Annotated in this window: 11 protein-coding genes; 5 read left to right on the top strand and 6 right to left on the bottom strand. The window is 44.1% G+C overall.

Annotated features, from left to right (window positions below):
• Positions 1–14 precede the first annotated feature (14 nt).
• The 4 genes from AC6I7V_RS17025 to AC6I7V_RS17010 all read right to left on the bottom strand — a co-directional run bounded on the left by AC6I7V_RS17025 (position 15) and on the right by AC6I7V_RS17010 (position 2,969).
• Entirely contained in the window at positions 15–731 is a 717-nt protein-coding gene (locus AC6I7V_RS17025) for a ChrR family anti-sigma-E factor (RefSeq protein WP_255232318.1), read from the bottom strand.
• Entirely contained in the window at positions 724–1,353 is a 630-nt protein-coding gene (locus AC6I7V_RS17020; RefSeq protein WP_255232319.1) for a sigma-70 family RNA polymerase sigma factor, read from the bottom strand. The genes AC6I7V_RS17025 and AC6I7V_RS17020 overlap by 8 nt, the downstream gene beginning before the upstream one ends.
• Before the next feature lie 83 nt (positions 1,354–1,436).
• The gene (locus AC6I7V_RS17015; protein ID WP_498012344.1) at positions 1,437–2,006 is read right to left on the bottom strand and encodes an LON peptidase substrate-binding domain-containing protein; all 570 of its coding nucleotides are present in this window, start codon (positions 2,004–2,006) and stop codon (positions 1,437–1,439) included.
• Positions 2,007–2,171: 165 nt separating this feature from the next.
• Positions 2,172–2,969, bottom strand: coding sequence for a DUF4344 domain-containing metallopeptidase (locus AC6I7V_RS17010; RefSeq protein ID WP_498012343.1), 798 nt, complete (start codon positions 2,967–2,969; stop codon positions 2,172–2,174).
• Positions 2,970–3,152: 183 nt separating this feature from the next.
• Here AC6I7V_RS17010 and AC6I7V_RS17005 point away from each other — a divergent pair, with 183 nt between their 5' ends.
• Complete coding sequence (locus AC6I7V_RS17005; RefSeq protein WP_032553629.1) at positions 3,153–3,509, top strand: YibL family ribosome-associated protein; 357 nt, start codon at positions 3,153–3,155, stop codon at positions 3,507–3,509.
• 314 nt (positions 3,510–3,823) lie between these two features.
• A complete protein-coding gene (gltS, locus tag AC6I7V_RS17000) occupies positions 3,824–5,050 on the top strand; it encodes a sodium/glutamate symporter (protein WP_498012342.1) in 1,227 nt (408 codons plus the stop codon).
• Between the two features lie 441 nt (positions 5,051–5,491).
• Here the strand turns inward: gltS and AC6I7V_RS16995 are convergent, their stop codons facing one another.
• The gene (locus tag AC6I7V_RS16995; RefSeq protein WP_498012341.1) at positions 5,492–6,148 is read right to left on the bottom strand and encodes a nitroreductase family protein; all 657 of its coding nucleotides are present in this window, start codon (positions 6,146–6,148) and stop codon (positions 5,492–5,494) included.
• Between the two features lie 257 nt (positions 6,149–6,405).
• Positions 6,406–7,275, bottom strand: coding sequence for a glycerol kinase (locus AC6I7V_RS16990; RefSeq protein ID WP_498012340.1), 870 nt, complete (start codon positions 7,273–7,275; stop codon positions 6,406–6,408).
• A gap of 541 nt (positions 7,276–7,816) precedes the next feature.
• Here AC6I7V_RS16990 and AC6I7V_RS16985 point away from each other — a divergent pair.
• From AC6I7V_RS16985 to AC6I7V_RS16975, 3 genes are all read left to right on the top strand, one after another.
• On the top strand, positions 7,817–9,706 hold the full coding sequence (locus AC6I7V_RS16985) for a PTS mannitol transporter subunit IICBA (RefSeq protein ID WP_498012339.1): 1,890 nt from the start codon (positions 7,817–7,819) through the stop codon (positions 9,704–9,706).
• 143 nt (positions 9,707–9,849) lie between these two features.
• Entirely contained in the window at positions 9,850–10,998 is a 1,149-nt protein-coding gene (locus tag AC6I7V_RS16980; RefSeq protein ID WP_261883255.1) for a mannitol-1-phosphate 5-dehydrogenase, read from the top strand.
• 50 nt (positions 10,999–11,048) lie between these two features.
• A complete protein-coding gene (locus AC6I7V_RS16975) occupies positions 11,049–11,585 on the top strand; it encodes an MltR family transcriptional regulator (RefSeq protein WP_255232327.1) in 537 nt (178 codons plus the stop codon).
• Positions 11,586–11,880: the final 295 nt, after the last annotated feature.

The following is an 11,880-nucleotide window of genomic DNA, read 5'->3' as shown; positions in this document are numbered from 1 at the left end:
ATGTTTTTCAATCACTAGTAAATAAACTTGCCAATAGGGTTGAATAACTGGCTCACACCTTTTGTAAAGTATAGAGCATCGCTTGAAACGGTTAGACATACACAACCCTCTTTTGTGAAAGGTTGGTGGGTATGTTCACCATTAAGCCAGATGAAATCACCTTTGTGATACTCACCCATCTCGTCTTCAAAACTGCCTTCTAAAAGTAAGGTAATCTCAAACCCTTTGTGCGTGTGACAAGGAACGGTTCCCTCTTTGCCGATATGCAAAAGACTGGTGTGGTGTTCACCGTCCTCAAAATCGAGGCGAGCGCGCGAGATCTTGCCCAAATGGAGCCAGTCTTTCCTCGCGACTTGGTTGAGTGCTCGTGGCAGCTCAAACTCCGTATCAGCGACCTTAATCTTCTGCGGTGAGTGGTTTTGAGTAGCCTCGACGTCTTCCAATTGTTCATTAGCAGTAATCGAGTTGATTAAACTCATGTCTAGACCTGAGTTATGGTCGTCTGTAGCACTGTGTAGTACCGCGTTAACTTGATTTTCGATCAGCTCTTCGGCAATGCTTTCATCAGAACCGAAGCTGTCGATTGCAGCGATTTCAGTTAGGCGTAACACTTCTGCTTGGCACTGTTCACACATCTCGACGTGGCTTGATACAACCAAAGAGAGAGAATCAGGAAGTTCGCCAGTCGCGAAGTCTTTGAGTATTTGTACTGTTGGGTGATGTTTAATCATGGTTCTGTTCTCCCATATGAAGCTTCAACTTGGCGAGTGCGAGTCTCAGTCTTGATTTCACTGTGCCGAGTGGCACTCCGAGTTGCTGCGCCAATTGTTCTTGAGACAGCTCTTGATAATAAACCCCTTCAACAATGGTTCGCTGCGCTGGAGGCAGCTTGTCTATTTGATTGCGTACATGACGACTCATCAAGTGGTCGCTGTATTCGCTTTCATCATCGCTCGCTTCAGATAGCGCTGCATCAATAGGCCAAATGTCATCTGCAATATTCTGCTCTGCTTTGGCTTTCACTTTACGCAACATGTCAAACGCAGCGTTGCGCATCACTGTGTACACCCACGTGGTTGCGGCGCCTTTATCGCTATTATAAAGATGAGCCTTTTTCCACACGTTAGTCATGGTGTCTTGCACTAACTCGTTGGCAGATGCTTCGCTGCCTAACTTGTTGATACCGAAACGTTTGATTTTGGGAGCGAAAAATTCAAACAGGCGAGTGAAAGCCTGCTTGTCTCTATGGGATGCAACTAAAACTAGCCAGCTTGATAATTCTGGCGGCACTTTACTGTCGGAAGCGATGACAGACTCCTTGGCTTTTTCGTTTTTTATCTTACCTAATTGCATAATAGACTAACCTTCATCCGGGTTTTGCAATATCTACGGAGGAAAGTGATGTTTAGATCAAACAAAAAGAAAAAAAGTTTGAGTTAGTCGTTACCAGTAATTATCTGATTTAAAAAAGGAACCACTGCAGGGAAACTGGACGGTGAAGTGAAGCGGACTTTCTTCTCGATTGGTAATGGCATCACCTCTAATAAGCGCGCACAAATCCATTGTGGATCGTCGAAATTAGTGTGAGGGTAAAGCTCCCTTATTGCATCATGTTCTCTAAACAGTTGAACGAGAAAGTTACTGAATATAGGTGGAAGTTGACAATCCAGGTTTGGCCAATGAGGAAGTGTCTCAAAGTCTGCTTTCAAAAGGCCAGTATCATCTCTTCGAGTATTGAAGAGTCTAACCAATGACTCACCTTCCACATCAATTTCGAGTAACTTGTCGTCTGAGAGGTTGAAGTCGACGATTTTTACTTTAGTACCCCAATCTTTAAGTGGGCTGTTATTGCGGTTATCGTGGCTAGCTATAACAAAACCGTCTCCTTGAGCGGCGTGCGCCACCATAGTCAGATATTTTGGCTCAAAAATTCTCAGGCGTTGTCGGCCGCCGGGGAGAATAAAGAGCGGCAATGGGAAGATTGCGTAGTCGGTTTTTGTTTCCATAGAGAGTTTGCCCCAAAAAGTAAAAGAGTATCAAACACCAAACTTGCTGTGATTTGTGAAGATTGGTTTTGATAGCTATACGCTACGTCATTTACTTTCGATCAAACGGCCACGAAACTGCGTTCATGAAGCGTGGAGGCAAACGTGCTCTCATTATTAATGAACTTAATTGTCTTTTGGGGCTGTTAAATAGTGGTGCCAATTGGTTCTCAGGGTATCGTAGTTTTCGATACAAAACTCTTTGCGATCTTTTAAGTAGTCGTTTTCAACTTCATCCAATAGATTACGGTGAGTATCCGGATCGCTGCCGTAAACGAGGCAGAGTGTCGAAAAGTAGCGCTGTAGATCGAAACTGTGCTCATCGATGTAATCACCCATATCGTAGTACTCAGGTCGATCATCTGACTCATAAGCGAATAAGTCTGCCGCACTTATTGCTGCGTCAGCTCCATGTTCAATGTAATCAATCAGCATTAGAGTCGCAAAGTTGTCGGCGGCGTCTTCCTCTTTCCCGAGAACCGGTATTTTGTGATCGTAGATGTAAGCATGCGCAGCTTCGTGTAGAAGTGTGTGCAGTAAAGTATCAACGGCCCCTGCTTCCGGTGATTTATCATACTTCTCTTGGTACTGGTTTTTACGGTAGTAGTTCACTGACTCCGCATAGAAGGTGTATGGCATGTGTACGATATGCGTACTGGGGTCGTACATCGGACCTTCGCTCCCACCATACCGAATGACTAATGGTGTTTTGAATGGAAACAGTTGCTCTGACAACGTGATAAGTGTGTCGTTAATTTCACTCTCTTGAATAGCTCTTTTAATAGTCGAATCTTGTTGATTAGTAGGCTTCAGATATTCGATAGTAATGTTATCAGGGAGTCGTGTTTCTGATGACGCATAAGCAGTGACAAGTAGCGTACATGTTGCAACACCGAGTGTCATAGTCTTCCTGATGGCTTGCATATTCCCTTCCTATTGTTCTGTTTTTGACCACTAGTGTCGGAATTTAGAGTCTAACGATCGTTTGTGAGTGTAGGCTATATTTAGCTTGGTGTGTATTTAGCAGATAAATTTCGGTTCGCGTCAACCCTTGTGCTATACTCCGCGCCCCAATCCGCATTGGCTTGCTTAATTTAGGAAATTATTATGAGTGCTAAAAACGAACTTCAACAAATTAACAACCGTCTAGACAAGTGTCGCCACAAGTTAGCGGCTGCTAAGGCTCGTAATGATCGTCCTGTTGTTCGTCAATTTGAAGACGAAATCAAAAAGCTAACCAAGAAAATCGCACAGCTGAAACACAAGCAAAGCTACGATGTAAACAAAGAGCGTAAAGCACTGCTAGATATGCCTTTTAGCCGTGAAATTACCAAGGCTGAGCAAGCGGACATGGGTAAACTGAAAAAGTCTGTAAAGGGACTTGTCGTTGTTCATCCAATGACGAAGATCGGTAAAGAGCTTCGTTTAGAGGTTATGACTGGTTACGCACCGAAAAAATTCTAATTACCCATGCTGGTAATGCAAAAGGAGCTATCAATAGCTCCTTTTTGCTTTTTTAGGTTTCCAGAATGATAGTTAATGTAAAAATTTTTCAGATGTCGGGGTGAATTTTCGAAGTGATCAAGGTCAAAAAACACCCTGATCCTCGCTAAAATTGACCTAGGACTAACATCCTGGTCGTCTTTCACACTATTGTGGAGCGTTTTCTAAACTCACTAATTCATCATTTTCATAAACACAGGTAGAGCAGCACTAAAAGCTACAGACAAGACTAGACTCATTAGGGAAGATGAGGAACGTAAAAATATAGAGGTGATATGAATCATTTAATTTCAATAGGCCCACTAGAATCTTTCCTAATCGCAATTAGCGTTTTGTTTCTAGGCCATTTTGTAAACGCAAAGCTTCCGGTCCTCAAAAAGTACAATATCCCAGAACCTATTGTCGGCGGCTTAATCGTTGCGCTTGCAATTACAGGTCTTCATTTCAACGGTATTGATCTTGAGTTCTCTTTACCGTTGCAAAACACATTCATGTTGATGTTCTTTGCAACCGTTGGTCTAGCGGCGAACTATACCCAGTTGATGAAAGGGGGCGCAAAGGTGTTCCTATTCCTAGCTGTGGCGTCGGTGTACATCATTATTCAGAATGGAGTTGGCGTAACCTTGGCAACGGGGTTGGGGTTAGATCCACTCATGGGGCTTATCGCGGGCTCAATTACTCTGTCTGGTGGACACGGTACGGGTGCGGCTTGGTCTCAAACTTTCGCTGATACTTATGGTATTGCTAATACGCTAGAAATTGCAATGGCTTCGGCAACCTTTGGTTTGATCATTGGCGGCATCATTGGTAGCCCGGTGGCACAAAAGCTGATCGACAAAAACAACCTTGAATCTGAGTATGGCACGGGTACACAAACGCACGAGCGTTTCCCTGAGCTGGTGACGTACAATGAATATGAAGAAGACAAAGTAACAGCCAAGAAGGTAATTGAAGTTCTGTTTATCCTTCTTATCTGTATCACTGGTGCTAAGTATTTAGAGCAGTGGGTATCGACCTTTGAAATCAAGTGGCTAATGATTCCTGACTTTGTTTATGCGTTGTTTATGGGGGTGTTCATCACCAACATATTTGAAGTCACTAAGCTGCACAAAACAGACAGTGAAACGGTTGATATTCTGGGTACAGTGTCTCTTTCTCTGTTCTTAGCGATGGCGTTGATGAGCCTAAAACTGTGGAATATCTTTGACCTTGCGATCCCGTTCTTGGTGATCTTGAGTGTGCAAGCGGTCGTTCTGGGTTTGTTCTCGTATTTCGTGACGTTCAAAGTGATGGGTTCAAATTACGATGCTGCGGTAATGTCAGGTGGTCACTGTGGTTTCGGCTTAGGTGCAACACCAACCGCTGTGATGAATATGGGCTCGCTGGTAAACCGATTTGGTCCATCGCCACAAGCCTTCATGGTGGTGCCGATTGTCGGTGCATTCTTCATCGACATTGTTAACCTGATCATCCTACAAGGCTACATCTCGTTTATTGGTTAATGCAGTAAATGTATCAACCGCCTTAACCTGGCCGTTTAAAAGAAAAGCTCTACGTGAATTGTAGAGCTTTTTTATATTTAAAATTCAATGTGTTAACAAAGTAAGGAAATGTTGAGCGAAGCGGCTTACAGTCACTTACACCACTGCCTCGCAACCCGTGCTACCTTTTATCTTTATTAATTTTGTAACTCAGCATCGCTCTTCTTGAGTTAATCATCAGGCTGTTCAGTGTGTTTGAACAGCCTATTTTTTTGCTCTCAAGTTTCTGTCGTTAACGGCTCGTTTAATGAGGTCTGTTGGCTTCATTTTAACTTAACGTCTCAGTACCTGAGGTGTTCTTTTTCGATTTTCTTTCGCTGCAAACGTAAAAAAGCCAGACGTGTGTCTGGCCAAATAAAGCAGTGTAGTGTGCGATTTTTAATCGCGAGTCTTAAAGAAGGATTATAGCGTCTCTACCACTTGTTCTAGTGCTAGGCGTGCTTTTGGTAGGCCGTGGTTATAGTCTTCGCCATCTTTGTGGTAGCCGATAGCCAATGCAACGTCTACCACGTGACCTTCAAGCTCTTCAGAGAACTTCTTACCGATAAGTGTTGAATCCACACCTTCCATCGGAGTTGAAGCGATGCCTAGACGCGCTAGTGTGTGCAGAATGTTACCCAGAGCAATGTAAACCTGAGCTTTAGTCCAGTTGCCGTTGAAGCCTTCTTCGTCTGTATTCATGTCTGCGAATGCGTAAGCACCCATGAACGTGTCGTACATGTCTGCCGGAAGGTGACCAGAGCTGACTTCAGCGTCAACACGCGTAGCAAACTTCTCTTTTGTAAACTTAGGATCGTGAGCAAAAAGAATGGTGTGAGACGCTTCTTTCGCATGCGGTTGGTTGAACTGGTGCATGTTCTCGAATGTATCGTGGAAGCGTTGTTTTGCTTCGTCACTCTCAATGATGATGAATTTCCAAGGCTGAGAGTTGATAGAAGACGCAGATAGACGCAGTGCTTCTTTGATGATTTCCATATCTTCCGCAGAGATGCGTTTGTCAGCATCGTATTTTTTAGCGGTGTAGCGTGTGTTCAAATCTTTGATGATTGGATGAGTCATGTTGGCTCCTAGTATCTATATGAATAAATGTTTTAGGGTTTAATGTTCAGTAACGTCAACAATAAATGGACAACCTAACTGGTCATCGAACATGCCCCAATGATCGAGAATCTGCGGTAGCTCAACTCGATGGGTGTAAGATAAAGGAACTCGCGAGGGAGAAAAATAGCGAAGATCTCAAATGACTATGGACTTAAATGTCCATAATCATGTGAGGTATGTTGGGTTATTCGCAGTAAAAAGGGCTGAAAGCGTTTTTAATACGCCTTAATGCCGAATTGTCTCAAAAGAGGAGGAAGCACACTGTCGAGGTTAGGAATATCTTCTGGGTAGATTTCTATCAGAGCGAAGCCGTGCTCTTTATATACTCTCTGTTTTGTTTCTTTTTGCTTGGTGTCGATGGCACCCTTGTCACTGCCCCAAAACTGGATATACACCTTACCTGAGGGTAAATAGAAGTCGCTGACCACTTCAGTGGTAATCGGAAGAGGTCGCTCATAAGCATGGACGACACCCGCCATATAAAGCCAGTTATCAATGATAAGTTCACCTTTTGAACGAACATAGTGCCCATCTAAGGTGCGATGTTTGGCTTCGAATTTTTGTCTAAAGTTAGAGAAAGAAACATCGGTTGAATGGCTTTCGGCACCTTTACCGAGAAACTCAACCACAGACTGTTTCAAGCGTTTGTTTTTCGCCACAGTATCGTGCCAAACCACAAAGACGTTATTAGTGGCTTTGTCTTCTCTCTGTTCTCCGCCGACCTTCAGCCCGGTATCGGTAATGTGCCATCCATCTTCTTCACGGCGAATCCAGCCCAACTCATTGAGGAGTAGATTGATCTTTTTGGCACTTAACTGGAGGGATTGGCCCAGCTGCGTCGCTGTTAGAGTGGTTCCTGCAGTAGAAGCGGTATCGATCAATAGGTTTTCTGGCCAAACGATAAATTGCCCAAACTTTGTGTGATCGACATATTCCCCTCCAAACGCTTCACCACGTTCGGTTAATACCCATTTATCTCTACCACGCACAATATAGCCGGCGCTCTTTAATTGACTAAACAGAGTTTTAGGTTCTAGGTCTTTCAGCTTAGCAAGCGCTGATGTTGATAGCTTATCTGATGTCATAAAGGGCACTCTTTTGAACCGTCGGTATCTGAAGTGTTTAGCAATTCTCTTTATATCATTAATTGTAAAGAAGGAGAGTAGGAGTTCTAGTGAACGGAGGAACTCAACTTCAATTAGTATTCAAAGTTACCAATATACCAATTTTGTAATTAAATTACATAAGTTGAACTTTGATTCACTGGTGTGCATATAAAATGAACTCAATGTGATTGATTTTTAGCCTTCTAGGTGTGGGGAATTGAAGGTTGTTATTTAAATTGTGATTTATATCACTATTTATTTTTGGTTTCCAAATATAAAAACGTGATCTTGATCGCGTGTTATTGATATTTGTTCTCATTAATTTGGCGGTGTAATTTAGATTCAGCCTGTTTTTGTGATCTAAATCATTACTACTAACTCCTTGTTGTATTTTGTGTGTGATGTGCGTCACTAAAATCACGCCGGCGTGCGTTTTTTTAATCTTGTGTTAGATTTTACTCAACTTTTGAGCACACACTTTCGGTCATTTGACCAACCAATACACTACGGGGTTCTACCTATGTTATCACCAGAAGCGAAGATCAAGGTCCAAAACTTTGGTCGATTCTTATCCAATATGGTAATGCCAAACATCGGCGCATTCATTGCGTGGGGTTTCATTACCGCACTATTTATTCCAACTGGCTGGCTTCCTAACGAAACGTTAGCGTCTATGGTTGGTCCTATGATCACTTACTTGCTCCCACTACTTATCGGTTATACCGGTGGTAAAATGGTGGGCGGCGACCGTGGTGCGGTTGTAGGTGCTATCACAACTATGGGTGTTATCGTAGGTACGGACATTCCAATGTTCATGGGTGCGATGATTGTTGGCCCTCTAGGTGGTATCGCAATTAAGAAATTCGATGAAGCAGTTCACGGTAAAGTGAAGAGCGGCTTCGAAATGCTAGTGAACAACTTCTCTGCCGGTATTATCGGTATGATCTGTGCGATCATTGCTTTCCTAGCAATTGGTCCTGCAGTAAAAGTGCTTTCTGGCGGTTTAGCTACTGGTGTTAACGCAATGGTTGAAGCCGGCGCACTTCCGCTAGCATCTATCTTCGTTGAGCCTGCGAAAATCCTATTCCTAAACAACGCAATCAACCACGGTATTTTCTCTCCTCTAGGTATTCAGCAGTCTGAAGAGGTTGGTCGTTCAATCTTCTTCCTAATCGAAGCAAACCCGGGTCCAGGTCTAGGTCTACTGCTTGCTTACATGGTCTTTGGTAAAGGTAGCGCGAAGCAGTCTGCGGCGGGTGCATCTATCATCCACTTCCTAGGTGGTATCCACGAGATTTACTTCCCTTATGTACTAATGAACCCACGTCTAATCCTAGCGGTAATTGCTGGTGGTATGGCGGGCGTATTCACTAACGTAATGTTCAGCTCGGGCCTAATCTCTCCTGCGTCTCCTGGTTCTATTTTCGCAATCCTACTGATGACACCAAAAGGTTCTTACATCGGTGTGATTCTATCGGTTATCGCAGCAACAGCGGTATCGTTCCTTGTCGCGTCAATTCTTCTAAAAACATCAGCGCAAGGTGACGACGAAGATTCACTAGAGAAAGCATCAGCACAGATGAAAGACATGAAAGCGTCTTCTAAAGGTGCAACAACAGGTGCAGACATCAACCTAGCAGACGTGAAAGCAGTATACGTCGCATGTGATGCAGGTATGGGTTCAAGCGCAATGGGTGCGGGTTTACTTCGTAAGAAGGTAGAAGCGGCAGGTCTAGACATCACAGTAACCAACTATGCGATTAACAACCTGCCAGCAGATTCACAGATTGTTATTACACATAAAGACTTAACGGACCGTGCTCGCAACACCATTCCAGGTGCAATGCACATGTCACTAAGCAACTTCCTAGACGGTGCGGTATACGACAACCTAGTAGCAGAGCTTGTTGAAGCACAAAGCGGTGGAGCAAAAGCAGCACCTGCAGCAGCGCCAGCGCAAGAGGCGTCAAAAGAACAAGGCCTAGCGCTAACGAGTGATGCAGTATTCCTTGGTCTTAAAGCGACAGACAAACACCAAGCGATTAAGTTTGCTGGTGAGCAACTAGTAAAACTTGGCAACGTAGCACCTGAATATGTCGATGGCATGTTCGCTCGTGAGGAACTGGTTTCTACCTACCTAGGTGAGTCTATCGCAGTACCACACGGCACGATTGAAGCGAAACAGTACGTACAAAAGACCGGCATTGTATTCTGTCAATACCCTGAAGGTATTCAGTGGGGTGAAGACGAAGACGATATCGCGAAGATGGTAATCGGTATCGCTGCTCAAGGTGACGAGCACAACATGGTATTGATGGCTATCACGAATTCACTTGATGACGAAGAAGCAGTGGAACGCTTGCAGAACACCACCAACCCAGAGGATGTTCTGAAGATTCTAAATGGATAGTAAGAAGCTTTAAGTCAAGCTCCTGAGTGAACCGAGGCCAGTCCCCCCTGGCCTCATTTTCCCAGTCTAGATAGCTCACGGTTTAGAAGTATGTTGTTGAACCGTCACCTATATAGATTACATAGTTAAAAGGTCTAAAAATTATGAAAGCGTTACATTTCGGTGCTGGTAATATCGGTCGTGGTTTCATTGGTAAATTGCTTGCTGACGCAGGTCTTGAAGTCACGTTTGCAGACGTTAATGAGACTGTGGTTAATGCGCTAATCGAGCGTAAAGAGTACCCAGTTAAGATTGTTGGCGAAGAGTGTGTTGTTGAAGTGGTTAAGAACGTTACAGCAGTAAACTCGGCGACAGACGCAGTGGTTGACTGCATCGCTGAATCAGACCTAATCACAACAGCTGTTGGCCCTACTGTATTAAAAATCATCTCTAAGTCGATCGCACAGGGTATCGAGAAGCGCGCAGCAGCAGGCAACACGGCACCAATGAACATCATCGCGGCAGAGAACATGGTTCGTGGTACCAGTCAACTTAAGGCTGCAGTCCTTGAGCACCTATCTGATGAGATGAAGGCGTTCACTGAAGAGAACATCGGTTTTGTTGATTCAGCGGTAGACCGTATCGTACCGCCAGCAGAAGCGGGTGAGACAGATCCTCTCGCAGTAACGGTTGAAACCTTTAGCGAATGGATAGTAGACGAAACTCAGTTTAAAGGTGAAATTCCAAGTATCCCTGGTATGGAGTGCACGGATAACCTAATGGCGTTTGTTGAGCGTAAGCTATTCACGCTGAACACCGGTCACCTTGTTACCGCTTACCTTGGTGTGCTTGCTGGTCTTGAGACAATCAAAGACTCTATCGAAAACGACGAAATCCGCGCGCAAGTAACCGCGACGATGGAAGAGAGTGGTGCGGTTCTGATCAAACGCTACGGTTTCGACCCAGAAGCTCACGCAGCTTACATCCAGAAAATTCTAGGTCGTTTTGCAAACCCATACCTTCGTGATGAAGTGGACCGTGTTGGTCGTCAACCAATTCGCAAACTTAGCCCACAAGATCGTCTAGTCAAACCATTGAACGGTACGCTAGAATACGGCTTACCCAATGAGAACCTGATTAAAGCGATTGCTGCGGCATTCCACTACAAGAATGAAGATGACCCTCAAGCGGTTGAACTTCAAGCAATGTTCGCAGAAAAAGGTTTTGCTGAGACATTAGCGCATTATTCTGAGCTGAATATCGACTCAGAAGTTGTTAAACTAGCGGAACAAGCTTACCAAGCATTGAAATGATAAATCATCAAAGTGCCACTCCTGTGGCACTTTCTTATTACAGAGCCATTATGCCGATACATCCTAGCCATGAAACAGAACTCCTAGAAGCACTAGCAGAGGCGACAACTGCTAATGCTTGTTTTATGGCGGCTTATGATGCACTGGATGATACGGTAGATGCGGTTCTAAAAGGCATTTTCCAGAAAGATGACACAGCAGTAAAATTTGTTGTCGAGCCTCTCCTCAATAGCGGAGGTCCGCTAGGCGAGATCATGGTTCGTGCTAAATTACTGCTTGGGTTGGGCGTGATCAGCAAAGATGTCTATGATGACCTAGAGATTTTTGTCACTTTGAAAGAGTGGGCGAAAATCCAAGGTGAAGAGGTTTCTTTCACTGACCCGAATGTTCTATTTGAACTGAATAAAACACACGCTATTCAAAAGATAATGCCGATTGAGTACGATGCTGAATTGGTCGAGTCGATGTCAGGTCCAATGCTCGATATGTTTATGGGGCGCCATAATCAAAAAGTTCAGTCGACCATCGTTTTGGCGATTACGGATCTTATCAACACTCTTTGCCGTGATAACGCATTGATTGTTTAGTTATTTTCTGCATTTCAGCTGTCTATTTTCTCTGTTTTAATTAACAGTTTCTTTAATTTCAACTACCTAATTGCACCGCTTTCCCTTTCTTTAAGTATTAGCCTTTGAGTGTAGTCAGCTCGGCTTAGTCCAACCTTCCCCTATGGGTTGCCAACTTGAGTTAGGGAAAGCTCGCTTTCTTCATGACCTCCCTGCTTTCAAAGTCTCTTGTCGCTTTGGCTAGCACTTTCCATGCGCTCAAATTTGCGCCTCGCTGTTAAAATGACCGGCACAAAAAAAGCCACCGAAGTGGCTT

Source organism: Vibrio sp. KUL70, assembly GCF_059725515.1.
The sequence above is the reverse complement of the archived record's forward strand: the minus strand, read 5'-3'. Positions and strand labels throughout refer to the sequence as shown.

Coding starts and splice junctions, on each gene's coding strand:
- AC6I7V_RS17015 (WP_498012344.1), bottom strand. CDS start 2,006: ATGGAAACAAAAACCGACTACGCAATCTTCCCATTGCCGCTCTTTATT.
- AC6I7V_RS17025 (WP_255232318.1), bottom strand. CDS start 731: ATGATTAAACATCACCCAACAGTACAAATACTCAAAGACTTCGCGACT.
- AC6I7V_RS17010 (WP_498012343.1), bottom strand. CDS start 2,969: ATGCAAGCCATCAGGAAGACTATGACACTCGGTGTTGCAACATGTACG.
- AC6I7V_RS16980 (WP_261883255.1), top strand. CDS start 9,850: ATGAAAGCGTTACATTTCGGTGCTGGTAATATCGGTCGTGGTTTCATT.
- AC6I7V_RS16985 (WP_498012339.1), top strand. CDS start 7,817: ATGTTATCACCAGAAGCGAAGATCAAGGTCCAAAACTTTGGTCGATTC.
- AC6I7V_RS16990 (WP_498012340.1), bottom strand. CDS start 7,275: ATGACATCAGATAAGCTATCAACATCAGCGCTTGCTAAGCTGAAAGAC.
- AC6I7V_RS16975 (WP_255232327.1), top strand. CDS start 11,049: ATGCCGATACATCCTAGCCATGAAACAGAACTCCTAGAAGCACTAGCA.
- AC6I7V_RS17005 (WP_032553629.1), top strand. CDS start 3,153: ATGAGTGCTAAAAACGAACTTCAACAAATTAACAACCGTCTAGACAAG.
- AC6I7V_RS17020 (WP_255232319.1), bottom strand. CDS start 1,353: ATGCAATTAGGTAAGATAAAAAACGAAAAAGCCAAGGAGTCTGTCATC.
- AC6I7V_RS16995 (WP_498012341.1), bottom strand. CDS start 6,148: ATGACTCATCCAATCATCAAAGATTTGAACACACGCTACACCGCTAAA.
- gltS (WP_498012342.1), top strand. CDS start 3,824: ATGAATCATTTAATTTCAATAGGCCCACTAGAATCTTTCCTAATCGCA.